This is a genomic window from Streptomyces sp. HUAS 31 (genome assembly GCF_028198125.1).
Classification (GTDB): domain Bacteria; phylum Actinomycetota; class Actinomycetes; order Streptomycetales; family Streptomycetaceae; genus Streptomyces; species Streptomyces chartreusis.
Map to the genome: position 1 here is coordinate 9,411,488 of NZ_CP116353.1, position 24,392 is coordinate 9,435,879.

Annotated in this window: 20 protein-coding genes and 2 pseudogenes; 10 read left to right on the top strand and 12 right to left on the bottom strand. The window is 70.8% G+C overall.

Annotated features, from left to right (window positions below; genetic code table 11):
* The first annotated feature begins 13 nt into the window (after positions 1-13).
* Both PGH47_RS40840 and PGH47_RS40845 read left to right on the top strand, forming a co-directional pair.
* Positions 14-667 (top strand): response regulator transcription factor, encoded by a 654-nt coding sequence (locus tag PGH47_RS40840; RefSeq protein WP_030952744.1) that lies wholly within the window; start codon positions 14-16, stop codon positions 665-667.
* The gene (locus tag PGH47_RS40845) at positions 648-1,838 is read left to right on the top strand and encodes a sensor histidine kinase (RefSeq protein ID WP_271667695.1); all 1,191 of its coding nucleotides are present in this window, start codon (positions 648-650) and stop codon (positions 1,836-1,838) included. The genes PGH47_RS40840 and PGH47_RS40845 overlap by 20 nt, the downstream gene beginning before the upstream one ends.
* Positions 1,839-1,868: 30 nt before the next feature.
* Here the strand turns inward: PGH47_RS40845 and PGH47_RS40850 are convergent, their stop codons facing one another.
* The 3 genes and pseudogenes from PGH47_RS40850 to PGH47_RS40860 form a co-directional block, all read right to left on the bottom strand.
* Positions 1,869-3,392, bottom strand: a complete 1,524-nt coding sequence (locus PGH47_RS40850) for an SPFH domain-containing protein (RefSeq protein WP_271667696.1) — start codon at positions 3,390-3,392, stop codon at positions 1,869-1,871.
* Positions 3,393-3,461: 69 nt separating this feature from the next.
* Positions 3,462-3,959 carry a hypothetical protein gene (locus PGH47_RS40855; RefSeq protein WP_271667697.1) on the bottom strand — a complete coding sequence of 166 codons (498 nt, stop codon included), beginning with the start codon at positions 3,957-3,959 and terminating at the stop codon, positions 3,462-3,464.
* A gap of 150 nt (positions 3,960-4,109) precedes the next feature.
* Positions 4,110-4,211, bottom strand: a pseudogene (locus tag PGH47_RS40860) (LuxR C-terminal-related transcriptional regulator); the annotation flags it as partial.
* Between the two features lie 653 nt (positions 4,212-4,864).
* Between PGH47_RS40860 and PGH47_RS40865 the strand changes: the two are divergent.
* The 5 genes from PGH47_RS40865 to PGH47_RS40885 all read left to right on the top strand — a co-directional run bounded on the left by PGH47_RS40865 (position 4,865) and on the right by PGH47_RS40885 (position 11,178).
* Positions 4,865-6,082 carry a cation:proton antiporter gene (locus tag PGH47_RS40865; RefSeq protein ID WP_271667698.1) on the top strand — a complete coding sequence of 406 codons (1,218 nt, stop codon included), beginning with the start codon at positions 4,865-4,867 and terminating at the stop codon, positions 6,080-6,082.
* A gap of 66 nt (positions 6,083-6,148) precedes the next feature.
* A complete protein-coding gene (locus tag PGH47_RS40870) occupies positions 6,149-7,204 on the top strand; it encodes a PucR family transcriptional regulator (RefSeq protein WP_271667699.1) in 1,056 nt (351 codons plus the stop codon).
* A 382-nt stretch (positions 7,205-7,586) separates the two neighbouring features.
* Positions 7,587-8,846 (top strand): low temperature requirement protein A, encoded by a 1,260-nt coding sequence (locus tag PGH47_RS40875; protein WP_271667700.1) that lies wholly within the window; start codon positions 7,587-7,589, stop codon positions 8,844-8,846.
* A 95-nt stretch (positions 8,847-8,941) separates the two neighbouring features.
* Entirely contained in the window at positions 8,942-9,733 is a 792-nt protein-coding gene (locus PGH47_RS40880) for an SAM-dependent methyltransferase (protein ID WP_271667701.1), read from the top strand.
* 260 nt (positions 9,734-9,993) lie between these two features.
* The gene (locus PGH47_RS40885; RefSeq protein ID WP_107910690.1) at positions 9,994-11,178 is read left to right on the top strand and encodes a polyketide synthase; all 1,185 of its coding nucleotides are present in this window, start codon (positions 9,994-9,996) and stop codon (positions 11,176-11,178) included.
* A gap of 54 nt (positions 11,179-11,232) precedes the next feature.
* On the opposite strand, the gene PGH47_RS40890 is transcribed toward PGH47_RS40885, so the two are convergent.
* Positions 11,233-13,395: an ATP-binding SpoIIE family protein phosphatase gene (locus PGH47_RS40890; protein ID WP_271667702.1), complete on the bottom strand. Its 2,163-nt coding sequence runs from the start codon at positions 13,393-13,395 to the stop codon at positions 11,233-11,235.
* A 1,244-nt stretch (positions 13,396-14,639) separates the two neighbouring features.
* On the opposite strand from PGH47_RS40890, the gene PGH47_RS40895 reads away from it, so the two are divergent.
* Positions 14,640-15,146 (top strand): hypothetical protein, encoded by a 507-nt coding sequence (locus PGH47_RS40895; protein ID WP_271667703.1) that lies wholly within the window; start codon positions 14,640-14,642, stop codon positions 15,144-15,146.
* Between the two features lie 81 nt (positions 15,147-15,227).
* On the opposite strand, the gene PGH47_RS40900 is transcribed toward PGH47_RS40895, so the two are convergent.
* From PGH47_RS40900 to PGH47_RS40920, 5 genes are all read right to left on the bottom strand, one after another.
* On the bottom strand, positions 15,228-15,656 hold the full coding sequence (locus PGH47_RS40900; protein ID WP_271667704.1) for an STAS domain-containing protein: 429 nt from the start codon (positions 15,654-15,656) through the stop codon (positions 15,228-15,230).
* 306 nt (positions 15,657-15,962) lie between these two features.
* Positions 15,963-16,277, bottom strand: a complete 315-nt coding sequence (locus tag PGH47_RS40905; protein ID WP_376056854.1) for a CBS domain-containing protein — start codon at positions 16,275-16,277, stop codon at positions 15,963-15,965.
* Positions 16,278-16,360: 83 nt separating this feature from the next.
* The gene (locus PGH47_RS40910; protein WP_271667705.1) at positions 16,361-17,854 is read right to left on the bottom strand and encodes a DEAD/DEAH box helicase; all 1,494 of its coding nucleotides are present in this window, start codon (positions 17,852-17,854) and stop codon (positions 16,361-16,363) included.
* Between the two features lie 179 nt (positions 17,855-18,033).
* Positions 18,034-18,237 (bottom strand): cold-shock protein, encoded by a 204-nt coding sequence (locus tag PGH47_RS40915; RefSeq protein WP_190074444.1) that lies wholly within the window; start codon positions 18,235-18,237, stop codon positions 18,034-18,036.
* 204 nt (positions 18,238-18,441) lie between these two features.
* Positions 18,442-18,786 carry a hypothetical protein gene (locus PGH47_RS40920; RefSeq protein ID WP_271668276.1) on the bottom strand — a complete coding sequence of 115 codons (345 nt, stop codon included), beginning with the start codon at positions 18,784-18,786 and terminating at the stop codon, positions 18,442-18,444.
* 472 nt (positions 18,787-19,258) lie between these two features.
* Here PGH47_RS40920 and PGH47_RS40925 point away from each other — a divergent pair.
* Together PGH47_RS40925 and PGH47_RS40930 are read left to right on the top strand one after the other, a co-directional pair.
* Positions 19,259-19,695, top strand: a pseudogene (locus PGH47_RS40925) (ATP-binding cassette domain-containing protein); the annotation flags it as partial.
* Positions 19,696-19,739: 44 nt separating this feature from the next.
* Positions 19,740-20,444, top strand: a complete 705-nt coding sequence (locus PGH47_RS40930) for a DUF2470 domain-containing protein (RefSeq protein WP_271667706.1) — start codon at positions 19,740-19,742, stop codon at positions 20,442-20,444.
* Between the two features lie 20 nt (positions 20,445-20,464).
* Here PGH47_RS40930 and PGH47_RS40935 read toward each other — a convergent pair whose 3' ends face one another.
* The 3 genes from PGH47_RS40935 to PGH47_RS40945 form a co-directional block, all read right to left on the bottom strand.
* A complete protein-coding gene (locus PGH47_RS40935) occupies positions 20,465-21,703 on the bottom strand; it encodes a PP2C family protein-serine/threonine phosphatase (RefSeq protein ID WP_271667707.1) in 1,239 nt (412 codons plus the stop codon).
* Positions 21,704-21,814: 111 nt separating this feature from the next.
* Positions 21,815-22,243 (bottom strand): pyridoxamine 5'-phosphate oxidase family protein, encoded by a 429-nt coding sequence (locus PGH47_RS40940; RefSeq protein WP_271667708.1) that lies wholly within the window; start codon positions 22,241-22,243, stop codon positions 21,815-21,817.
* A 391-nt stretch (positions 22,244-22,634) separates the two neighbouring features.
* Positions 22,635-24,374, bottom strand: coding sequence for a GAF domain-containing sensor histidine kinase (locus PGH47_RS40945; RefSeq protein ID WP_271667709.1), 1,740 nt, complete (start codon positions 24,372-24,374; stop codon positions 22,635-22,637).
* Positions 24,375-24,392 lie beyond the last annotated feature (18 nt).

Sequence of the window (24,392 nt, forward strand, 5' to 3'; positions counted from 1 at the left end):
CATCCTGACCGGCATGAGAGTGCTGATTGTCGACGACCACCTCGAACTCGCCGAGACGATCGCCGCAGGTCTGCGGCAGGAAGGCATGGCCATCGACCTGGCACTGGACGGCCGGCAGGCGCTGGAGCAGGCGACCGTGTACGACTACCACGTCATCGTGCTCGACCGGGACCTCCCGCTGATGCACGGGGACGAGGTCTGCCGTGCGCTGATCAAGCACGGCTGCCGGGCCCGCATCCTCATGCTCACTGCCTCCTCCACCATCGCCGACCGGGTCGACGGACTGAGCCTGGGCGCCGACGACTATCTGACCAAGCCCTTCGCCTTCGCCGAGTTGGTGGCGCGGATCCGCGCTCTCGCCCGGCGCGCGCACCCCGCCGTGCCCCCGGTGCTCACCCACGACGACCTGTCGCTGTCGCCCGCCGAGCACACGGCCTGGCGCGGCGGACGCCAACTGGATCTGTCGCCCAAGGAGATGGCCGTACTGGAGCTGCTGCTGGCCGCGCGCGGCGCGGTCGTCTCCGCGGAGGAACTGCTCGAACGGGCCTGGGACGAAGCCACCGACCCGTTCACCAACACCGTGAAGGTGACCATCAGCCGGCTGCGCCGCAAGCTCGGCGACCCGCCCGTGATCGAGACGGTGCCGCATGTCGGCTACCGCATCTGAGCCGGGCGGCCGGTTCCGCATCCGCTGGTCGGCCCGGCTCCGGCTCACCCTCCTCTACGGCACGCTGTTCCTCGTCTCGGGCGCGACCCTGCTCGCCGTCACCTACCTCCTGGTCGTGCAGAGCCCCGCCTCCAAAGGCACCAAGATCACCACCGGCAACGCCTCGCGCAACCCGGCGGTGCAGGAGGTGACGGCCCAGATCTCGTACGTCGCCGACCGCCAGCGGCAGGAGGCACAGCGCACTCTGCTCACCCGCTCCGGGATCGCGCTCGGCGTCATGACCGGCGTCTCCGGCGGACTGGGCTGGCTGGTGGCCGGGCGGGTGCTGCGGCCCGTCCGCGTGATGACCGAACGGGCTCGGCGTATCTCGGCGCACAATCTGCACGAGCGCCTCGCGATGCCCGGCCCCGCCGACGACGAGCTGAAGAACCTCGGCGACACCTTCGACGGGCTGCTCGCCCGCCTGGACGCCGCGTTCGACGCACAGAGACGCTTCGTCGCCAACGCCTCGCACGAACTGCGCACACCGCTGACCCTGCAACGCACGGTGATCGAGGTCGCGCTGAGCAAACCGGACCCGGACGTGAAGGCCCTGCGAGGGGTGTGCGAGCGGGCCCTGAGCATAGGCGAGGACCAGGAACGGCTGATCGAGGCGCTGCTGACCCTGGCGAGCAGCCAGAGCGGGGTCTTCCGGACCGAGCCGCTGGACCTCGCCGAGGTCGTCACCGACGTCCTCGACACTCTCACACCCACCCAGCCCGAGGACGTCGCCCTGGAGGTCAAGCTCGACCCCGCCGCGACCGAGGGCAACAGCAGCCTGGTGGAGCGGCTGGTGACCAACCTGGTCGGCAACGCCCAGCGGTACACCAACCCCGGCGGCTGGATCCGGGTGACCACGAACCTTCAGGGCGGGGTGCCCACGGTGCGTGTCGTGAACAGCGGTCGGGTGGTCCCGCGCGACGCCATCCCGTCCCTGTACCAGCCCTTCCAACGGCTCGGCCACCGATCCGCACGCCACGACGGCCACGGCCTCGGGCTGTCGATCGTCGCGGCGGTCGCCAGCGCCCACCGGGCCCGGATCGTCACCGAACAGGGCCCGGAGGGCGGCCTCGACATCACCGTCGCGTTCCCACGCCGAAAGGAGAGGCTGTTCGGGGTTCCCGTGCCGTGATCCGCCAAGCGGTGGACAGCCTGCCCCGACTCAGCCGGTGATCTCGACCTTTCCGTTCGCCGCGGCGGGCTCGGGGCGGCCGGCGTCCGACCGCTGGGTGATGCCCTTGAGGAGCTCCGCCAGGTCGACTCCCGTGGTGGAGCCGAGGAGTTCGAGGCCCTGCGCCACGTTGTCGGCCACGGCCCGCGGAATCCGGCCCGCACCGTCGGTCGAGATCACGGTCATCTTGTCCACCGCACTGAGCGGTTCGGACGCCTTGGCGACGACCTGCGGCAGCACCTCGACGAGCATCTGGAGAACGGCCGCGTCACCGTACTGCTCGAACGCGTCGGCCTTCTTGCGCATCGCCTCCGCCTCCGCCGTGCCGGTCGCCGCGATCGCCGCCGCCTCGGCCTCGCCCTCCAGCCGTACCGCCTCCGCGATCGCCGCACGCCGGGACCGCTCGGCCTCACCCTGCTTGAGCCCCTCGATGGCGCCGGCCTCGGCCAGCGCGCCGCGGCGCTGCTTCTCGCCCTCACCGGTCAGCCGGGCACGCTCGGCCTCCGCCTGGGCCGCGGCGATGGCCGCCAGCCGCTCGGCCTCGGCCTGCTTGACCCGGGCGACCCGCTTGGCCTCGGCCTCCTGCTCGGCGGCGTAACGCTGGGCGTCGGCGGGCTTGCGGACCTGCGTGTCGAGTTGACGGTCGGTCAGGGCGGCCTGCCGTTCGGCGACCTTCTCCTGCTGGGCGAGGATGTCCTGCTGCCGGGCAGCCTCGGCGAGCGGGCCCGCGGCGGCGGCACGGGCGGCGGCCTCGTCCGTCTCGGCCTTGATCTCGGCCTGCTTGAGGTAGAAGGTCCGCTGCGCGACGGCGATCTCCTCCTCCGCCTTGAGCCGGGCCTGCTCGGCGGCCCGCCGGGCCACGGCCTCCGCGATGTCGGCCTCCTGCTTGGCGCGCGCCGCCTCCGGGCGGCCGAGGTCCTCCAGATACGAGCCCTCGGTGGTGATGTCCTGGATCTGGAAGGCGTCCAGGACCAGGCCCTGCCCGGACAGGCTCGCCTCCGCCTCCTCGGCGACCTGCCCCGCGAACGCGGCCCGGTCGCGGATGACGTCCTCCACCGACATCCGGCCGACGATCGCCCGCAGTGCGCCCGACAGCACCTCCTGGGTGAAGCCGACGATGCCGTCCTGCTGCATCAGGAACCGCTGCGCCGCCGCGCGGATCGAGTCCTCCGTCCCGCCCACCTTGACGATCGCGACGCCGTCCAGATTCGCCTTCACCCCGCGCAGCGTGACCGCGCCGCGCACCGCCACCGGGATGTGCCGGGAGGACAGGTCGAGGGTGAACTTCTGCTGCACGAACGGCACGACGAAGACACCGCCGCCGACCACGACCTTCTGGCCGCTGTTGTCGGTGAAGACCCGGCCGGTCTCCGGATCGGTGGCCTGCTTGCCGCGCCGGCCGGTGACGATGAACGCCTCGCTCGGTCCGGCCACCTTGTAGCGGGTGATCACGACAAGGGCCAGAAGTGTGAGGAGTACGACGACCCCCACGACCGCTACGACGACAGGACTCATGGCATTGCCCCCGAATCACAGGAGAGTTGTGGTGGAAGTGAAGGTGCGCGGGCGGGAGGGCCGCAGGGCTCAGCGGTGCACAGGGCGGACCACGACCGACGTGGCGGTCGGAGCCGACTCCACCCACACCTCGGCGCCCCGCGCCACGGGTACGGCACAGCGGGCCGCGAACTTCGCCGGCTGACCGGCGAGTTGGAGCAGTACCTCGCCGAAGCCGTCGACGGGGATCGCGGTGACGACTCTCCCCGAGGAGCCCACCAGGTCGCCGCCGTTGGGCGTGACGGCGGTCTGGTCGCGCATCAGGGCACGGCCGAAGCGGTACGTCAGCCAAGCCGTCCCCAGCCCGGCGAGCACACCGACACCGGTGGCGATCGCCGGTCCGGCGGCTGTGGCGCCCAGGGCGATGGCCCCGCCGAAGCCGGTCATCGCCGTGAATCCGGCGAGGACCGGCAGCGACAGCCATCCGTCGAGGACGCCGTCCAGCGGCCCCTCCAGTACCCCGTCGAAGACCAGCGACAGGGCGAGCAGTACGACCCCCGTGATGCCGAGTCCGAGGAACCAGGCCATGCGTACCGTCCCCCTCTCGCCTGTCGCCGGTCTTCGCCTGACGGGATGTTCACACGGGGTGGCCGGGGGACGCATTGCCGTGTTCCGGCAATCTTCGCGCCCTTTCCATTCCGACCGATGTCACGGCTCGATCAGACCGACCCGGATCGCCTAGCGGGTGAGTTCCAGGCGGTCCCTGAGGCCGAGTTTCTGCAGCAGGTTGGCGCGGTGGCTCTCGACGGTCTTCGGGCTGATGACGAGGAAGTCGGCGACCCGGTATGGCTGCTGCTCGTCGTCGCCCCGGCGGTCCTGGGCGCCGGGCTCGTCCTGGCCCACGGACTCCTCATCGCCGCCGGCCTGGTCCTGGCGGGGATGACCGGTGAGCTGTTCGACTCCTTTCCTCCTGACAGGTAGTCAAAAGCGGGTTATGCGTTGTTAGTCGTGCGCTAAACTCCAGCCCCAGCCACTCGCTCTATTGAGCGATTTGCTGCTCATTCCGTGGACTCGCTGTGTGGTGATTCCGCATCTCAGGGGACGGGGGGACGTGGAGATGGACCGAGCTGTCCGCACCGTTGCCCTGTCTGCCGTCACGGCCATCTGCCGTATGCGTGCGGCGACGTTCAGGACCGCGCGCATCGACAACACGGCGCGCGACAGCGTGCCCGATTCGGGCAGCGCCGCTCACAGCGCCTGACTCCTGGTCGGACGCCTGCCACGGGTGCCCTCCGGCCGTGTTCGGCCGCCGGGCCGACGCATGACCATCCAGCCCGAGGCGTACGGCCGCCTGTCATGCCGCCCGACGCCGCGCCAGGTACCGCCACCCACCCCAGCACGCCTCAGCACGTCACGGACAGCGCTTGCTCGCCTGCCCGCCGCCGACAAGGCACAGACGCCGTCACCGATCCGAACCGGAGGGACAGACGCCCGTGCACAACACCGCCGCCATGCTCATCGAACTCGGGGCCATCATTCTCGCCCTGGGCCTGCTCGGCCGCCTCGCCGGACGGATGGGCTTCTCGCCCATACCCCTCTACCTGCTGGCCGGACTCGCCTTCGGCCGTGGCGGACTGCTGCCGTTGCAGGCCAGCGAGGAGTTCACCGCCACCGGCGCCGAGATCGGTGTCATCCTGCTGCTGCTTCTGCTCGGCCTGGAGTACAGCGCCTCCGAACTCGTCACGAACCTGAAGACCCAATACCCCTCCGGCGCGGCCGACTTCGTTCTCAACGCGGTGCCCGGCGCACTCGCCGCCCTGATCCTGGGCTGGGGCCCGGTGGCCGCGGTCGCGCTGGCCGGCGTCACCTGGATCTCCTCCTCGGGCGTCATCGCCAAGGTGCTCGGCGACCTACGGAGGCTCGGCAACCGCGAAACCCCGGTCGTGCTCGGCGTCCTGGTCATCGAGGACCTCGCCATGGCCGTCTATCTGCCGATCCTCACCGCCCTGCTCGCGGGCGTCGGCCTGGCCGGAGGCACGGTCACCCTGCTGATCTCCCTGAGCACGGTCGGCGCCGTCCTCTACGTCGCCCTGCGCCACGGCCGGCTGATCAGCCGTGCGGTCTCCTCCGACAGCGCGGAGATGCTCCTGCTGGTCGTCCTCGGCCTCACCCTCCTCATCGCAGGACTCGCCCAGGAACTCCAGGTCTCCGCGGCCGTCGGCGCCTTCCTCGTCGGCATCGCCCTGTCCGGCGAGGTCGCCGAAGGAGCCGGCAACCTCCTCATGCCCCTGCGGGACCTGTTCGCCGCCGTCTTCTTCGTCTTCTTCGGCCTGTCCACCGACCCCGCCGACATCCCGCCCGTCCTCGTCCCCGCACTCCTCCTGGCCGTCGTCACCGCCCTCACGAAGATCGCAACCGGCTGGTACGCGGCACGCCGTGCCGGGATCCGCGGCGCGGGCCGCTGGCGGGCGGGCGGCACTCTCGTCGCGCGTGGCGAGTTCTCCATCGTCATCGCAGGGCTCGCCGTCGCGGTCGAGCCCCGCATCGGCCCTCTCGCCACCGCCTACGTCCTGATCCTCGTCGTCGTCGGCCCGCTCACCGCCCGCTACACCGAGCCGCTGGCCCGGCGCCGCACCCGCCGATCCACCGGCCGCACCCGGGCCGCCCCGGTGGAGGCGGAGCGAGCGGAACCCGTACCCGCGGACGCCTGACCCGGCACCGGCACCAGCCCTCAGGACCCGAAACCCGAACCAGCCGCGCGCAGGCGGGAGGCGCAAGTGACGACCTACGACAACCCCGGACAGTTCCTCGACGGCTACGCCGAGATCCTGGCGGATGCCGCTCCCACCGGCCGCCGCCTCACCCGGGACGAACTCAACTCCCGCCGCGAGCTCGGCGCCCGAGCCGCCGCATCGGGTTACGGATGGCGCGTCCTGGTCCGCGAGCACCTCGTGGCCGGCCGCGCCGCCCGGCCGGCCGGGGTGGACCCGGACAGCGTCCTGACCGTCATCGAACAGGCCATGGACGCCTTCGCCGACGGATACGAGCGGGCCCAGCGTCTCGTCGTACGTCAGGAGGAGGCGGCCAGACGCGAGTTCATCGACGACCTGCTCCATGGACGAGGCGACTCCGGCCACCTGGCCGCCCGTGCCGAACGGTTCGGGCTGCGCCTGTCACGCGTCCACGCCGTCGCCGTCGCCGAGGGCCCCGCCAAGTACGACGAGACCGACCCCGTGCCGCGCCGGGTCGAGGACGCGCTGTTCGGCCGGTTCGAGAACCGCCGGATCCTGTTCACCACCAAGGACGGCCGGATGGTGTGCGTCGCCCCCGGTGACCAGGGCGAAGTCCTGACCCACTTCGCCAAGCAGGCCCATGCCGCCACCGAGGGCGGCCAGGTCGCCATCGGCCGGCCCCGATCCGGCGCCGTCGGGATCGGGCACAGCTACGAGGAAGCCCTCAACGCCCTCGACGTGGCCCAGCGGATGGGCTTCGACGACCCGCTCCTGCGCGCCGCCGACCTGCTGGTCTTTCCCGTCCTGGCACGCGACCGGCAGGCTCTCGTCGACCTCGTACGCAGCACCCTCGGCCCGCTCGAACAGGCCCGCGGCGGACCCCAGCCGCTCCTCGACACCCTGACGACGTACTTCGACGCGGGATGCGTGGCCGCCGAGACCGCCCGCCGACTCGCACTGAGCGTCCGCGCCCTCACCTATCGCCTGGACCGCATCCACACCCTCACCGGCACGAACCCCGCCGACCCCACGCACCGCTACACCCTGCAGACCGCGGTCATCGGCGCCCGCCTGCTCGACTGGCCCGGAAGACCCCTGTGACCGCAGCCGCGACGGCGGCCCAACAGGGCCCGGGAATGGGGCCGTTCAGCCCTGCGGATGCGGACCATCGGCATCGGACCGTGGCATGCCCGAAGCCGCGACAGTGATTGCGTCAACAACGGAATCCGCTGCGAAGGGAGGCCCGCCTGCCCTTCGTGAACCGCAAACCCCTGGCTGCGGTGAACTCAGAAGCCGCTGGTCCCCGGTCGGGCACGACCGGGGACCAGCGGCTCGTGTCAGCTCCTGGACACGAACCTCACTGCTCCGCCTTGCCGAATCACCGACAGCTGTTCGACATACTGCGGCGTGCCCGCCCCTGCCGCGGGAGAGCAGCCGTCACCATCACTTCGCCACACGTTCGGCCGCCACACAGGAGCCTCATATGTCCGACAGTGCCCCCGAGCCCCGTCCCGCCGGCGCAGAGGCAGTCCCGCTGGGCACCGGCACCCGCCGCTGGCTCTTCCGCCCGCCGCGCCGCCACGGCGAGGCCGACATCGGTCGCAGCGTGAGCTTTCTGGAGCTCTTCTACGACCTTGTCTACGTCGTCCTGATCGGCGAGGCGGCCCACACCCTCGCGGAGGACGTCTCCTGGCGGGGGACGGCGACCTTCGCGGTGGTGTTCGGGCTGATCTGGATCGCCTGGCTGAACGGCACACTCTTCTACGAACTGCACGGCCGCGAGGACGGCCACACCCGTTCGCTGATCTTCGTACAGATGCTGCTGCTGTGCCTCATGGCCGTCTACGTCGGCCACGCGGACGGCGACGACGGCCGCACCCTGGCGGCCCTCTACGCACTGCTGCTGGCCCTGCTGAGCTACCAGTGGTACTCCGTGTACCGCCAGGACCGACCGGAGCTGCGCAAGACGCCCCGGCGCTATCTGATCGTCATGGTCGTGGGCATCCTCGTGATCGCGGCGTCGGTACCGCTGTCGGCCGACGCCCGCCACGCCGTGTGGGCGGCGTTCGTCGTCGGGTGGTGCGGCGTGGAGTGCGTCATCCTCATCTTCTGGCGCAGAACGCCGAGTTATGACGTCGTGACCGAGACCATGGTCGAGCGCTTCGGACTGTTCATCATCATCGTGCTCGGCGAGGTCGTCATCGGTGTCGTGAACGGTCTCACCGACACCGAACGCAGCGCACTCGTCACGACCACGGGCCTGCTCGGGCTCGCCGTCGGCTTCGGCTTCTGGTGGAACTACGCCGACCTGGTGTCCCGACGACTGCCGCGCGAGAGCGGCCACTCACTGGCGACATGGATCTTCATGCACCTGCCGCTGACCATGGCCGTGGCGGCGGCCGGCGCGGGCATGGTCGGGCTGGTGGAGCACGCCACCGACGACCGGGCACCGGTCTCCGTGAGCTGGCTGATGAGCGGGTCGGTGGCCGTCATGCTGATCACCACCGTGGTGCTGCTGCCCACCCTGGCGGACTACGACCGCTACCCCGCCGCCTACAAGTCGGTGCAGACCGTGCTCGTCATCGCAGCGGTCGTGGCCCTCCTCGTCGGCTGGTCCCGCCCCGCCCCCTGGCTCCTCGCGCTCGCCTTGCTGCTCGTCCTCTCCGCCACCTGGGCCTTCGCGTTCGTGCGATGGCTGAGGCAGGGCCTCCTGATCAACGAGATCTCAGCCGGGCCGAGGTAGGCGCTCAAGTCGGCCTGCTCGCAAGGGAGATGACGGAGGTGAGTATGATCACCGGGAAGCAGGTCTGCACCTCTCACCCGCGCGATGGAGCTGCCATGACGACCAACTCACAGCCGTCCCGGCCGGTCGACACCAGCAAGGCGCACCCCGCGCGGGTCTACGACTGGCTGCTCGGCGGCAAGGACAACTACCCGGTCGACGAGGCCGTCGGTGAGATGCTGCCGCCCGAGGCCAGGGACGCCGCCCGGCAGAACCGTCAGTTCATGCATCGGGCCGCCGCGTGGCTCGCCGCGCAGGGCGTCGATCAGTTCCTGGACATAGGCACCGGAATCCCGACCGAGCCGAATCTCCATCAGATCGTGCAGGGCATCGTGCCGTCGGCCAAGGTGGTCTACGCCGACAACGACCCGATCGTCCTGCGGCACGCCGAGGCGCTGCTGATCAGCCGTCCCGGGGGAGTGACCGACTACATCCAGGCCGATGTGCGCGACCCTGACGCGATCGTCCAGCATGCCCGGCACGTCCTGGACTTCGACCGCCCCATCGCGCTGTCGCTCATCGCGCTGATGCACTTCATCACCGACGAACAGGACGCCCACGGCATCGTCCGGGCCCTGGTCGTCACGCTGCCCCCGGGCAGTTATCTGATCCTGTCGCACGCCGCGTCCGACCTGTTCCCGGAACTCGCCGAACTGGTCGTCGCCCAGTACGCCAAGGGTGGTATCCAGCTCGCCTTCCGCCCCCGTGGAGAAGTGGAGCGCTTCTTCGAGGGCCTGGACCTCGTGCCTCCCGGCCTGGTGACGGCGACGGACTGGTTCACCTCCACCCCGGCCACCGAGCCGGAAGGCAGTGGCATCTACGCGGGAGTGGCTCGCATCCGCCCCTGAGCCACGGACTGACGGCGCGTCAGGCAGGTGCGGCAGCACGCCGTGCCCTCATGCCGCACTGTGCGCTGTGTCACGCATGTCAAAAGTGATCCAAGTTGCCCAGGTCACAGCGTAAATGTCCATTTAGCGTCCATGCTCGAAACGGACTCAGCAGCCCGAAGTAGAGCGCACAGGCATCGACTTGGATGCATCGTGCCGAAGTGATCCATGACACAGCGGTCGTGACGTTCTGCCTCGCTCCCCGTAGAAAGGTGCAAGCCATGGCCGCTTACCTCTGCCCGCCTGCCGTGATACACGGCGAGCACACCGTGAAGACCAGCCAGATCGTGGCGGAGGTGCACGGCCGGCACCCCGACGCGGCATGGGCGCCGCGCATCGACGGCATCGCCGCGAGCACCGGCATTGAAACCCGTGGCTGGATGCTGCCGCTGGAGACCGCCGTCGCGCCCGGCAAGGGCAACGGCCTGCCGGCCGCCGGCGTCGGACCGACCCGAGAGGCGCTGGCCGGCGACGGCTTCACCGAGCAGGACGTGGATCGTGTGATCGCCGCCCTCGAATCGATACCCGCGCCGCAGACCGTCCAGGAACGCACCGCGCCGGCCTGGGAGGCCGTGCAGTCCTACGGGGAGCGCGCCGCACGCGGGGCCCTCCAGATCGCCGGGCTCGACGCCGCGGACGTCGACTGCGTGATCACCAGCAACTCCACCACCCCCGCGCTGCCCGGGCTGGACGTCGCCCTGGCCAACAGGCTCGGGCTGCGCAGTGACGTGATGCTGCTGCCGGCCACGCAGTGGGCCTGCATCGCCGGAACCCGATCCCTGGCACTGGCCGCGGATCTCGTGGCCGCCGACCCCGACCGGGTGGTCCTGGTCGTGATCTCGGAAGCGCTGAGCACCACCTACCAGCCCGCGGACGACACCCTGGAGTCCTTGATCGTCCGGCTGCTGTTCGCGGACACCGCGGTCGCCGCCGTGGTCACCGGTCGCCGGCGGGCCGAGTCGGTGCTGCGACTGGACGCCTCCTGGAGCCACACCCTGCCCGGCACCCAGGACCTGCACCGCCTGGACACCCGGGAGGACGGCACCCACTTCGTGATGGACCGGCGCGGGCCGCGCGCCGTGCAGGAGACGGTCACCGCCATGTGGGACTGGCTGGGCGCCCGGTACCAGGACGACCCCGACTCCTGGCACCCCGACGTACTGCTCGCGCACCCCGGCGGGACGCGAGTGCTGGAGTACATGGAGCAGACGATGCCCGACGGCTGGCCCTCGGGACTGCTGGACTACAGCCGGGACAGTTACACCACCGGCAACCGCGGTGGCGCCGCCGTGTTCGACATCATGCGCCGGGCGCACGACGCCGGGCAGAAGCCGGGCAGCCGTGCCGTCCTGTACGCGGCGGCCCCGGGCCTCACGGCGACCGCGCTGGAAGGGCAGTGGCTGTAGGGCGGGCTCGCCCGCCCCGCTCGAAGGGGCGTCGCCCTCCCACCGGCAGCCGCGTCACCTGGCGATCGAGGCCCAGACCACCTTGCCGGTGTCGGTCCACCGCACGCCCCACCGGGTGGTGAGTCCATGGACGACGTGCAGGCCGCGACCGGCGTCGTCGAGGAGCTCGTTGCGGCCGAGCCGGGGCCTGCCGTTGCCGGTGTCGCCCACCTCGCACAGCAGCCCGTTGCCCGTCCTGATCATCCGCAGGGTGATGGGTCCGGTGGCGAAGCGGACCGCGTTGGCCACCAGTTCGCTGACCACCAGCAGAACGCTGTCGCGGGTGTCCTCCCTGGTGCACCACTGCCCCAGCAGCCCGGAGACCAGCACGCGGGCCCGGGCCGCGATGTCACCGCGGGCGGGCAGCCGCCAGGTCGCGGTGTCCCCCTTGCGGTAGCCGATCATGCGCGCGAGGAGCAGGGTCACATCGTCGCGCCTGTTCGCGGGCGCCAGCGCCGTCACCACGCGCCGCGTCGCCTCCGGCAGGGCGTCCCAGGGATGCACCTTGGACACGGCGTCCGCCAGCCTGCCGATGCCCTCGTCGATCGACAGGGCGGGATCCTCCACCAGGCCGTCGGTGTAGAGGGCCAGAAGCGAGCCCGGGGGCGCGGCGAAGGCGTGCACGTCGAACGGCTCCCGCAGTGCGAACTCGGCGCCCAGCCCGGGGTGGGGCCGTGCCGCGACCGGGCCGCCGAGGCCGTCCGGAAGCATCAGCACCGGAGGAAGGTGGCCGGCGCTGGACAGCGTCACGCGATGGCTGACCGGGTCGTAGACGGCGATGCAGCAGGTCGACCCGAGGGCGCTGTAACCCGCGGCCAGCCCGGACTCCGCGTCGTCCAGCAGCGACACGGTCTCGTCCAGGTGCTCAAGGACCTCGTCCGGCGCCAGCCCGGCGGACAGCAGCGCGCGGGCCTCCATGCTGAGCTGCCCCATGGTCGCCGCGGCTCCCAGGCCGTGCCCGACGACGTCACCGACCACCAGTGCAGTACGGCCGTCCGGCAGCGGAAAGCTGTTCACCCAGTCACCGCCGACGCCCGCGCTGTCCGGGGTGGCGGGCTGGTAGATGCTCGCGGTCTCGATGGTGTCGCCGCTGGACCGCGGCAGCAGCCGGCGCTGCAGTGCCAGCACCTGTGTGTGCTCGCGCTGGTGCTGACGGGCCAGGTCCACGTGATGCGAGGTCCTGGCCACCAGTTCTTGCAGGTCGAGCAGCTCACTGTCGTCGAAGGGGCGCCCCGCCCGCCGCCAGACCTCCGCCACACCCAGCACGACCGGCGGAGCGCCGTTCAGGACCAGCGGTACGTACGCCACGCCCGCCGCTCGGTCACTGGGGACCAGGGCGTGTATCAGCCGCTCACTGCCGAGCACTCGCTCGATCGACGCCCGGTCGGGCAGGACGATGGCCTGCGCGGCGTCGTCGCGCCGGATCGCCTGCGACAGCAGACGGCTCGCGTCGCTCGGAAGATCGTCGCCCGGGGTCACGTAGCCGTCGGGCCACGCCCGGTCCGGTACCAGGGCCGCTCGCCGCAGCCGGATGCGCCGCTGCGGCTGCTCGGTGACCACCTCGCCCGTCCACACGGCGAGGTCGAGGTCGATGGCGGCCACGTCTCCCCAGGCCAGGAGGGACTCCGCCAGCGACTGTGCGGTCTCGCCGATGTCCAGCGATGTGCCGATCGCGGTCTCGGCGGCGTACAGGTGCAGCCGCCTGGCCATGGCGATCAGCGTGACGGTCAGCCCCTCCTGCGGTGCCGCGGCGGCCAGGATGCTCATCGAGACCACCAGCTCCGACCCGTCACCGCGCCGCAGGCGCTGCACCCGGGCGACGTGCGGCTCACCCGTCTCCAGCACCTGCCGCAGACGCCTGGTGACCGTCGGTACGTCCCAGGGAGGCAGAAGATCGACGAAAGGGCTCCCGATCACGGCCTCCACTCCCGCGAAAACGGCGGGGTCGAGATTGCGGCGGGTGATTTTCAGATCCCGGTCCAGGTTGACCGCGCCGAGGATCTGCTCCTGACGGCCGGGCGTCGGCTTCGGGGGTGTGTGCTGGTGGGCGCCGTTGTCCCCCTGCGTGTCGGCAGAGTCAGCGGCCGCTGCCGCCGCGCCGCGCGGGATGTATTGCCCCAGAGCACTGCTGACCATGTCGAATGGCGAGGCAGACGAGGGGGAGGGGGTGGAGTCCATGCGGCTCTCTCAGCTCGCTCGCCAACCCCGGCACAGCGCCGGGGCCGTAACGGAACCCCGGCGACAGGGTCCCGAGATTCCTGACCGCACACTTCATTCAATAACACCCCGGGCTGCTTCGCCCACATCAGCAGATCACGCGGTGCGCACGGAGAGTGATGAAGGGTGGCGCTCGGTGATTCGGGGAGGTGTCGGAGCAGGGTGCTCCAGAACGCCCAGAAGCGGGTGAGCACGAGGAGCGCGATCACCCCGTACCAGGCGGACAGGAGCAGCCAGTGCGTGTCACGGTCCGGCGCCGGCTGGAGTCCCTGGTTCATGCGGCTCGGCGAGACCCGGGCGCCGAATCGCCGGGATCGGCGAGAAGCCGGCGACGCGGTCGGGGCCGTACGCCTTGATGGTGTGCACATGGGCGGCGGCGACCAGCTCGGACGCAGAAAGCCATGGGCACACCCTCGGATGCACCTTTGACCTGCGGTCCTTGCCGTACGACCTTCCGGACCAACTTCGCCGGTCCCGAAAGGGCCCAATGGTCTCCCGGTGGTGGGATCCGGTCGGCCGTTGGCCACGCGCGTGCTCCGCTGCATGCCGGGTGCCGACCGAGCCGCGGATGCCCATCCGCACGACCGCATTCCGTTCCTCCCGGGCGGACAACCCCCGTCCGGCCTGCGGTAGGCCCAGCGCGTACGGCGCGCGGCGCCCGGTCCGGTCGCACGTCCGGCCGCCTTTCGCGGCCGGACGTGGCATCCCTCGGACTCGCGGCGGTCCCGGGTCGTGCCGGCGCGTGTCATCGCTCGTTGCGACGGCGACGGCGACGGCGACGGCGACGGCGACGGTGACGGTGACGGCCCGGTCCGGCATGGCTGCTCCCGCTGTGCGCGCGGCCGTTTCGCTGTGAGGATCGGGGTGAGGTCCCCGCTCGTCGCCGGGGCGGGCGTAGCCTCGTAGGCGCCGAGGGCTTCTCGTGTGCCGGCTCATGTGCCGAGTGCCGTTCTCGGCGAACGACGATGCCGGGCCCGGACCTCGTCCGGGCCCGAGGCAGGGTTCGCCTCATGACCGCGCACATGCCGGACCGCCCGGCGACCGCCAGCCCCGGGACGCCTGGGCGCCATGGGGCGCCTCCCGAGATACCGTGCACGCCACGGCGGCAGGGGCCGTCGCCCGAGAGAGGCGTGTTCGTCCGGCCGTTGACCCGGCGCCAGGTCGACGACCGGATGTGGGAGCTCGGTGAGTTGTACTCTCACACCTTGTCGAGCGAGCCGGCCGAGCCGGGGAATCTGGGCCCGTACCGGGCCAGGACCGACGCCTTCCGGCGGCGGCTCGCGGGTCACATGCGGCGGCCGGGTTTCGAACTGCTTGTCGCGGAGGCCGTCCGCCCCTCGGGCGCCACCGTCCTCACGGCATGTGCATACGGCTTCCCCGTGCGCGGCACCGGCCCATGGTGGCAGGGCCTCGACGGGTATCTCCCGGAAAACCTGGTCCGCGTCGCCGCCTCGGGCAAGCTCTTCGCGGTCGCCGGCGTCCTCGTCGAGCGCCGGGTGCGCACCCAGGACCTGACCCGTGAGTGGAACCTCGCCCGGCGCCTGCAGAAGCGGCTGCTCGAAGACCACATCGGCGCGCTCGGCGTCACCCTGGTCGACCACCTTGACGTGGACACGTTCCAGGCATTGCTGGCCTGGGGCTGGCGCTGTCTCCCGGCCGAGGGCGGCGGGGTGTCCCGTTTCGCTCCGCGCCGCCTGCTGGTGCTCCGCTGAGAGCGGCGGGCATTCTGCGTCTGCCGCGGCAGGATGTGCGCACAGCCCGACCAGAGTTCATGCAGAGGACGACCCCGCACATCACTGGGCGTCCGGGTCGGTAGGACGCGTCGAAGTGAGGGCGGGTACTGCGCCACGCGCTGCCGTGGTTCTTCCGCACCAGGCGTCCTGGGCGCTGGCGTGGGCAGGGAAGCGGCTGAGCACGCCGCCGTCAAGCAGGACGAGGTCGATCGCCGTACTGCTGTGGACGACTCTGACCCAGCCCTGCCGGGCCCGGCAGGCGTCCCAGGCCGCACACAGGGGCCACAGGATGCTTCCGTCCGTGAAGCTCACCTCACGAAGGTCAACGATGAGAAAGACGCGCCCATTTCCGGTGCGTGCCTCCTCCAGGGCGTGCGTCAGAAGCGCCACGGTGGTCAGGTCCAGATGGCCGCGGGCGCGCACCATCCGGCATTCGTCGAACAGTTCGGGCGCCCGATGGAGCTCGGGCGGATCGGGACGAGGGCACACGAGGCCCATCTCCTGTCCGGTCGGAGCCTTGCGGCGGGCGACAAAGCGCCGCCCGCCGCAAAGCATCACGAGTCCTGCGGGTCGGGGCTCCCGAGATGCCCGTGAAGCCCAGGCGGGCCATGGCCCGGGCCATCGCGGAACCCCGCGACGTCGCGGCGGTCCTTCCGAGTGATGGCTCACCGACCTGTAGTACGGGGTGGTGGCGGCCGATGGCCTGAAGTCACCCGTGGCCAGTGCGGGGTCGGAAGCCCGCCGGCGAGGGCGGCACTGGGTCTTCCGGTCGGTTCGAACGGGTATCAGGCCCGCTTACAGCGCTGAAGCACCACAGGGTGAGGGGCCAACGAGCGGGCACGGCACACCGAGGACGTCCCGCAGGCGGACCCGGTCCGTGTAGGCGGAGCTGTCGCGATGCATGACGAGTTCGGCCCGGGTGACCGAGCCGGTGCGCTCGTCGTCCCCGTCGCACAGGAGCAGGTACTCCACATCGGCGCCGGCCATGACGGACAGAGCGACCTCGACGGTCATGTCGTCACCGACCCGCAGCTCGGTCGTGTCCGGGTGGCCGGCCCCGGTCGGAAGTCCGGGAGCGGTCGGGCTTCGACGCATCTGAATCGGTGTCACGGCTGCCTCCTGTGGTGCCGGCGGACGTTCTGATCGAGCTGGCTCGGGGCAGGTCGCCGCTTCGACGGCGCACCGCCGATACGTCACGCGGCGCGTCGCTGCCCTGCGGACCGGCCCCGAGCGGTGCGCCCTCGGCGATTCCGGGCCGAGGCCGACGCACGGGCCGCGGCGGCCCGGCGGGGCGGCTCCGCGCTCGGCGCGGGGATGACGACCGGGACGCCGGACGGGGCCTTGGCGCCCGTGATCAGGCCCAGCTCCGCCTCGCCCGGACGCACCGCGGTGATCTTCGGGTTGATGCCGGCCGAGACCATCAGGCGGGTCATGCCGCGGCGTTGACGGGGGGTCACCAGGGTGACGACGCTGCCGGACGCGCCGGCGCGAGCGGTACGGCCACCACGGTGCAGGTAGTCCTTGTGATCGCCGGGCGGATCCACGTTGACGACCAGGTCGAGGTCGTCGACGTGGATTCCGCGCGCCGCGACATTGGTCGCCACCAGCACCGTCACCTGCCCGCTCCTGAACTGGGCGAGAGTCCGGGTGCGCTGTGGCTGGGACCTGCCGCCGTGCAGTGCGGCGGCGCGGACGCCGCTGCCGAGGAGGTGTTTGGTGAGCCGGTCCACCGCGTGTTTGGTGTCCAGGAACATGATGAGCCGACCGTCCCGCGCCGCGATCTCGGTGGTCGTACGGTGCTTGTCCGCCTCGTGTACATGGAGGACGTGGTGCTCCATCGTGGTGACGGCACCCGCCGACGGGTCGACGGAGTGGACCACCGGGTCGCTCAGGTAGCGGCGGACGAGCAGGTCGACGTTGCGGTCCAGAGTGGCCGAGAAGAGCATCCGCTGGCCGCCGGGACGCACCTGGTCGAGCAGTGCGGTGACCTGGGGCATGAACCCCATGTCGGTCATCTGGTCCGCCTCGTCCAGGACGGTGATGGCTACGTCGCGCAGTCGGCAGTCACCTCGGTCGATGAGGTCCTTGAGCCGCCCCGGCGTCGCGACGACGACCTCTGCCCCGTTCCGCAGCGCATGCGCCTGCCTGCCGATCGGCATCCCGCCGACCACGCCGGCCAGCCGCAGCCTTACGGCCCGGGCGTACGGGGTGAGGGCGTCGGTGACCTGCTGGGCGAGTTCGCGGGTGGGCACCAGGATCAGGGCCAGCGGTTGCTGCGGTTCGGCGCGTCGGCCCGCCGTGCGGGCGAGCACGGGGAGGCCGAAGGAGAGGGTCTTGCCGGAACCGGTACGGCCACGGCCGAGAACGTCACGGCCGGCCAGGGAGTTCGGCAGCGTGGCCGCCTGGATCGGGAAGGGCACGGTCACGCCTTCGTGGCCGAGCGCGGCCAGAAGGGGCGCCGGCATGGCGAGTTCGGCGAACGACTCGACGGCGGGCAGCGCGGGCTCGATCGTCTTCGGGGGCGTGAAATCGTCGCTGGATGCGGCGAGTCGGCCACCGTGACCCCCGGGCTTGGGCTGGAACCGGTGCTGGGTGCCGACGCGGCCTGTGGCGGAGCTCTCGGAGCGATCGTATTTACGGGTGGGACGGGTGGGACGGGTGGTGCGTGAAGGGCGTGCTCGGTTCATGCAGAACCTTCCTCGATGCAGGCGCGTATCAAGGAATTTTCCGCCGCACGATGAACGGCGCAGGGAATCGCGAGAACGAGCCGAAGGCAGCAGGGGCGAATCCCCTGAAAAAACAGCGAGCTGGGGCCCGCACCCCCAAGGTGCGGGCCCCAGCTACGAAATATGCGTCAGAACCGGTGTCAGGCCGGAACGATGTTCTCGGCGGTCGGGCCCTTCTGGCCCTGAGCGACGTCGAACGACACCTTCTGGCCTTCCTGGAGCTCGCGGAAGCCCTGGCTGGCGATGTTCGAGTAGTGGGCGAAGACGTCGGCGCCGCCGCCGTCCTGCGCGATGAAGCCGAAGCCCTTTTCGGCGTTGAACCACTTCACAGTGCCGGTGGCCATGTCATTTCTCCTTCGGAAACGGTGCTCGAAGCTCGCCTTTTGCGGACTCCGTGTCGCCGTGATGATCAACCCGTCGGAAAATGAACCCTTTTGGCAACCACAACTGCAACCTGATTCGACAGTAGCACGGCGTGCTCGATCACGGGCCGGAAACAATTCCGCATGTTTTCTTGTTGGGTACGCGGTTTTGCCGTCCGCCGCCGCCTACGCGCGCAGCAGCCGTCCGGTGAGCTCCCGGTACTCTCGCAGTGCGAGCCGGAGTTCGGTGGACTGTGTCTCGGGGGCCAGATCCGCCCAGCCCGCGCGGAGGGCCCGCCGCCGCTCGGCAAGGGCGTTCACGAGCTGGGCCGTGGCTTCGTCGAACGCGCCCTCTGCCTCTTCCAGCGCCTCGCGCGGGCTGTCCGCGAAGATGTTGACGGCATGTCCGAGGCAGCGCACGATTTCCTCCCGTTCGGCGGAGGGGAGCAGTGGCTCAGGGCCCGTGGTACGGCCTCCGGCGGGGCCCGAGGGCCGGCCCGCGGGCTGCTGGGCGCGTGTCTGGTCGTACATCGTCGTGTGCACCGCTTCCATGAGGGTGGGGGCACCGCCCGAAGACGCCGTTCGCCTTCTCGACGGCCTGCCGCAGGCTTCCGGCGACCCGGTCGACCTCGCCCTTCCCGGCCCTGCGCCGTCCCGCAAGTCAACGTCCGCAGACGATAGGTGTCAACGTGAGGCCTGCCTGGGCCCACTCTGCCGGAGAGTGAGGGTGAGTCAATGTGAGACAGTTGGCCCGAACGATCATCGATGCTGCACTGAAGCCCGCCGAGGGGAGTACCCCGCGAGCAGGGAGAAGTGGTCCTGGTCTCCGCGGATCACGAGTGCGGTGTCGTCGCCCACGGAGAAGAGGGGCGATGTCCACGACACGGTCGTCGACGGCCATCCGCGTCGGCATCTCGTCCGCGTGCTCATCTGTCGTTCCGCCTGGGGCGAACCGTCGGCTCACGGTGCCGCCCATGGCCGAACCGTTGCCCGATGGTGCGTGTCCTTCGGCGTCGTCTTCCAGCAACCCCGGCTCTCCGCGAACCCTCGGCTACGGCTCACCGACCTCATCGCCGAACCAATGCGCGCCACCGGCCGGCGCGAGGAGGCGCCGGACCGGGTCGCCGAACTGGCCTCCACCGTCGGCCTGACCCCGGACCTCATGGGCAGGCGTCCCCACGGAGTCAGTGACGGTCAACTCCAACGCGCCTGCCTCGCCAGAGCCTTTGTCCTGCGCCCTCGCTGAGGCATCTGCGACGAGATGACCGCGATGCTCGACGCCTCCATCACCGCCGCGCTGGACGCGGTCGTCCAGGAGTACCGCCGCGCAAACGGCGCCGGCCTGCTCGCCGTCGGCACGGCCATGCGCTTCTGAAGCGCTGGTGCGACCGAACCGTCCACTGGGAGGGCGTGGTCGACGTCCGACAGCTGATGGGTTAGGTTAGGCTAACCTAAATAACACCTGGACCTCTGGGAGGATCCGGATGCGTCGTAACGCCCTGCGCGCCGCGGCTCCGACAGCCGCCGAAAGGGCCCGCTCGATTCTGGCCGTCGCTCACTCGATGACCGTGGTGACCGACGGGCGGCACAGCGAAGTCCGTCGTCTCGACGGCGCCGGAGTCATGGGCCACGTCCATCTGCACGCGCCGTTCGAAGGACCTGGCTCCCCGCCCGGCGGGCGGGTGCCGGTCCGGCTGGAACTCACCGACGTAGCGCCCACACCCGTACGGGACCGGCTGCGGGCCCGAGTCACGCTGACGGGGCTGCTGGCCGGGCCGTACGACCCGGGGTCCACGGAGAGCACCTGCATGGAGCTCGGTCAGTGCGTGCTGGAAGACAGCGCTGGACGCGCCTATGTGACCCTCCAGGAACTGGAGGCAACCGAGCTCGACCCGCTGGCGACGAGTGAGGCGGGCATGCTGACCCACCTCGTCGACGACCACCCCGAACTCATCCCCCTGCTCGTGCGCCTGGTCCGCCCGTACCCGGACAGCAGCGTCCGGCGCGCTCTCCCCGTCGGAATCGACCGCTACGGCCTGACCCTGCGTCTGGAAAAGGCGCGCTCCCACCGGGACATCCGGTTGCCCTTCAACAAGCCGGTGCGCCACATCGATCACGCCGGTCCGCAGATCCACGCCCTGCTGGCTGCGGCCCGCCGCCTCTCTCACACGGGCCGTCTCATGGCCTGAGGTGCGGCAAGGGGGCCCGCCTAGAGGCGGATGACGATGAGGGCGATGTCGTCGGGGGCGCCGTCGGCCACGTCGAGGCGGCTCAGCAGGGCGTCGGCGAGCTCCTCGGGGGTGTGGGAGCTGACCTCGGCCAGGGTCGTGGTCAGGCGGTCCAGGCTGGCGTCGATGTCCTCGTCGCGGCGTTCGATGAGGCCGTCGGTGTACAGAACGAGGGTGTCCCCGGGGGTGTAGGGGAGGCCGGCCTGGGGGCGGGGGACGTGGTGCAAACGGGCGCCGAGCGGTGGATCGGTTGCCTGGTCCAGCAGTTCGCAGGTTCCGTCGCGGTGGAGCAGGACGGGCGGTGGGTGCCCCGCGTTGCTGTAGATGAGCAGCCGGCTGCGGGTGTCGATGAGTACCTTGACCGCGGTCGCGGCCGTGGCGCCCTCCAGGGAGCGGGCGTACAGGCCGAGGACTTCCAGGGCCTGGGCGGGGCTGGGGGTGGTGCGGATCGCCGCGCTGAGGGCGCTGCGGAGCATCCCCATGACGGCCGCGGCGTGCAGACCGTGGCCGACGACGTCTCCGACCGCCGCGGCGTAGCGGTCGGGCGGCAGGTCCACGACGTCGTACCAGTCACCGCAGACGTTCAGTGAGGTGGTTGCCGGCTGGTAGCGCACGGCGATCGAGTCGGTGTGACGGTCGAGGTCCGGGGCGGAAAGCATCGCTTCCTGCAGAGTGACGGCGACCTGCCGTTCGCGGGCATGGGCCCGGCGGAGTTCCTCGTTGAGGACGTGCAACTCGCGGGCCCGGGCGTACAGCTCGGCCGCCAGGCCCTTCTCCCGTTCGGTGAATTCCTCTGTGAGCTGGCCCGCCCAGTGCGAATGGATGAAGCCGGTCACATCCTCGGCGCGCTGCACGATCCGCTTCACATTGCCGTCGGGCCTGTGAATCGGGGTGTGGACCACCGACCACCAGCGCTCTTCGAACTCTCCCGGATTCTGGAGGGCGGGGATGTCGTATCGCTGCAGTACCAGGGTGTCCGGTCTCCCGGTTTCCAGCACCCGGCGCAGCGACCGTTGCAGGTTGTGCTGTGTGTCGTCGGGGGCATGGGGGTTCTCCGGCAGGGCGTCGAAGAAGTGCGACCCGATCAGCTCGTCCCGAGTTCTTCCCGTGGTCTGCAGGTATGCCCGATTGACGTAACGGATCACCAGGTCCGTATCCAGCACCAGGTACGGGCTTGGTGTGGCGTCGAAGAACGCCGTGAAATCAATGTCCGCTGCCATCACGCGCTCTCAGAGGAGGCCCACGAGCGGCGACTGCCTGCAATCCCCAATCTACGGGCGAATGGGGGACCGGGCTCGTCGGCTCAGGGCATCGTTTCGGCCCGCCGCTCGCTACGGGCGGCTGATGCCTTGCCTGGCCGTGAGTTCGCGCCCGGCGGCCATCTCCGACTCGATCCGCACGAACACCGTGTCCCGCAGTGGCATCCAGGATGTCGGGCCGGTTTGCAGCAGACGCTCGTGCTCGGCGGGATCGGTCACCACGGTCGCCCGTCCGGTCACGACCACGCTCCAGCCGGACCGGGTCGCCGCATCGAACTCGTCCGCCTCGAAGGCGACCACGACGCCGTCGATGGCGCGCACGAGGTCCGAGTCCGGCGAGGTGCGCAGCAGCACGGAGGCGTCCGTGTCCAGGGAGAAATTGATCGGGAGCACCGCGGGCAGCGCGTGCCGGGTGTAGACAACGCGGCCTACCGGCACCTCGGCGAGCAGGCGCAGGCACTCCTGCCGGCCGAGTGCGCGAAAGGCGTCGTTCTGGAACATCAGTCCATGGTCCCCGGGGGCGCGGTGACGGGGTAGGGCCGACAGGCCCTACCCGGTGGGGACGTGAGGACAGCTGATCACGGCCCTTGATCCGCGCGGACCGCTCCGACCGTGCGGCACCGGGGACGGGAGGAGGGACGGTTGATCCCCTCTCCCGGACCGTCCGGCCGTCGGCAGGGGGCCGACGGCCCAGGCCCGTGGTGAGCCCAGAAGCGGAGGGTGGTTCTGGGACGGCGTTCCGCCGCTCCGCGGCCCCCGTGGCCACGGCGTGCGGACCCTGGACCACATCCTCAAGGAACAGGACGGCGTCTTCCCGGCCGCCCTCGCCAACCTCAGCACCGTCGAGGCCGCGCGTACCGCGGTCGGCGGGGCCTTGTCCCGGTGACCCGGCTCAGGCCCCCGGCTGCGCCGGCAGCGGCACCGTCCACTCGGCGACGGTGCCGCTGGGCTCGTTCGGCCGGACGGTGAAGCTGCCTCCGAGATCGGCGGCGCGGCGGCGGAGGTTCTCGAGGCCGCTTCGCCGGGTGACGGCCGGGTCGATGCCCCTCCCGTTGTCCGCGACCCGCAACCGGAGCCGGCGGCTGTCGGTCTCGGCCGTGACCTCCAGCTGGGTGGCATGTGCGTGCCGGGCGGCGTTCGAGAGCGTCTCGCGCAGAACGGCCACGAGGTGATCGGCATATTCGGAAGGAACGTCCGTGTCCAGCAGGCCGGTCATCCGCAGGGCAGGGGTGAAGCCGAGCGCCTCGGCGGCCTGGTCGGTCTCCGCCAGCAACTTGGCGCGCAGTCCGCCCCGCGCCCCGTCACGGTCGCGCTCACGCAGCGCGTAGATCGTGCCCCGTACGGTCTTGATGGTGTCGTCGAGGTCGTCGACGACCCGCTGGACGCGCTCGGCCGCGTCGGGCCGGTCGGCGATCCGGCCGAGCACCGAGTTCAGGGTCAGCCCGGAGGCGAAGAGCCGTTGAATGGCCAGGTCGTGCAGGTCGCGGGCGATACGGTCGCGATCGGCGAGGACCATCAGCTGCTCGGCCTCGCGCCGGTGCTCGGCGATCTCCAGGGCGAGCGCGGCCTGGTCGGCGAATCCGCTGATCAGGGTCATGGTGGCGTCGGAGAACTCAGGTCGGCCGGGCAGGTTGGCGACCTGAAGAACGCCGCGCGCGTGCTCGGTGCCGCCCAGCGGGAGCAGGAACCCCGGCCCCAGGTCGATCTGTCCCGCCGAGCCGCAGCCGTCCTGCGGCTCCTGGGACAGCGCGGCGCTGGTGATCCGTTCGTTCGAGTGGTACACCTTCGCGGCCAGCGTGGCGGCCGGCAGCACCAGCCCGCGTACCTGCTCAGAGTCCTCCCCGTCGGCGGCCTCGATCACCAGCTCGTCGCCGCTGTCCAACGGCACCGCGACCGTCACCAGATCCGCCCCGGCCAGGGCCCGGACCGTGACGGCCACCTGATGCAGCACCCGGTTCGGATCGGTACCGGACAGAAGGCCGCGGGTCAGCTCGCTGCTCGCCGCCAGCCACTGCTCCCTGCGGCGCGTGTCCTCGTACAGGCGGGCGTTGTCGATGGCGACGCCGGCCGCGGCGGCGAGGGTCCGCAGCACCGCCTCGTCCTCGTCGTCGAACTGCGCCCCACCGCGCTTGTCGGTGAGGTACAGGTTTCCGAAGACCCGGTCGCGCACCCGCACCGGTGTCCCCAGGAACGTGGTCATCGGCGGATGTCCCTCGGGGAAGCCGACCGATTCGGGGTGAGTGCCGAGGTCGGCGAGGCGTACCGGCTCCGGTTCCCTGATCAGCAGGCCCAGGATTCCCCGGCCCTCGGGGTAGTGGCCGATCCTCTTGATCGTCTCCTCGTCCACGCCGACCGTGATGAACTGCTTGATCCGCCCTTCCTCGCCGAGCACTCCCAGGGCGCCGTACTCGGCGTCCACCAGGGCCACCGCGGACTCGGTGATCCGCCGCAGCACCACGTCGAGGTCGAGATCGGAGCCGATGGCGAGGACCGCGTCCAGCAGCGTGTGCACCCGGTCCCGGGTCGCGCGGACCTGGGCAACCTGTGCCTGAAGGCCCTCCAGCAGTTCGTCCAGGCGCAACTGGGGCGCCGCCGGGACGTCTTTGCGACCCGCTGCCGGACCCTCTGCCATTTCCGCTCCCTCCGGAAA

Excerpts from the sequence above, each read along its gene's own strand:
- PGH47_RS40840 (WP_030952744.1), top strand. The coding sequence starts at position 14 with ATGAGAGTGCTGATTGTCGACGACCACCTCGAACTCGCCGAGACGATC.
- PGH47_RS40845 (WP_271667695.1), top strand. The coding sequence starts at position 648 with ATGTCGGCTACCGCATCTGAGCCGGGCGGCCGGTTCCGCATCCGCTGG.
- PGH47_RS40850 (WP_271667696.1), bottom strand. The coding sequence starts at position 3,392 with ATGAGTCCTGTCGTCGTAGCGGTCGTGGGGGTCGTCGTACTCCTCACA.
- PGH47_RS40855 (WP_271667697.1), bottom strand. The coding sequence starts at position 3,959 with ATGGCCTGGTTCCTCGGACTCGGCATCACGGGGGTCGTACTGCTCGCC.
- PGH47_RS40875 (WP_271667700.1), top strand. The coding sequence starts at position 7,587 with ATGTCCGACAGTGCCCCCGAGCCCCGTCCCGCCGGCGCAGAGGCAGTC.
- PGH47_RS40880 (WP_271667701.1), top strand. The coding sequence starts at position 8,942 with ATGACGACCAACTCACAGCCGTCCCGGCCGGTCGACACCAGCAAGGCG.
- PGH47_RS40885 (WP_107910690.1), top strand. The coding sequence starts at position 9,994 with ATGGCCGCTTACCTCTGCCCGCCTGCCGTGATACACGGCGAGCACACC.
- PGH47_RS40890 (WP_271667702.1), bottom strand. The coding sequence starts at position 13,395 with ATGGACTCCACCCCCTCCCCCTCGTCTGCCTCGCCATTCGACATGGTC.
- PGH47_RS40910 (WP_271667705.1), bottom strand. The coding sequence starts at position 17,854 with ATGAACCGAGCACGCCCTTCACGCACCACCCGTCCCACCCGTCCCACC.
- PGH47_RS40915 (WP_190074444.1), bottom strand. The coding sequence starts at position 18,237 with ATGGCCACCGGCACTGTGAAGTGGTTCAACGCCGAAAAGGGCTTCGGC.
- PGH47_RS40920 (WP_271668276.1), bottom strand. The coding sequence starts at position 18,786 with ATGTACGACCAGACACGCGCCCAGCAGCCCGCGGGCCGGCCCTCGGGC.
- PGH47_RS40930 (WP_271667706.1), top strand. The coding sequence starts at position 19,740 with ATGCGTCGTAACGCCCTGCGCGCCGCGGCTCCGACAGCCGCCGAAAGG.
- PGH47_RS40935 (WP_271667707.1), bottom strand. The coding sequence starts at position 21,703 with ATGGCAGCGGACATTGATTTCACGGCGTTCTTCGACGCCACACCAAGC.
- PGH47_RS40940 (WP_271667708.1), bottom strand. The coding sequence starts at position 22,243 with ATGTTCCAGAACGACGCCTTTCGCGCACTCGGCCGGCAGGAGTGCCTG.
- PGH47_RS40945 (WP_271667709.1), bottom strand. The coding sequence starts at position 24,374 with ATGGCAGAGGGTCCGGCAGCGGGTCGCAAAGACGTCCCGGCGGCGCCC.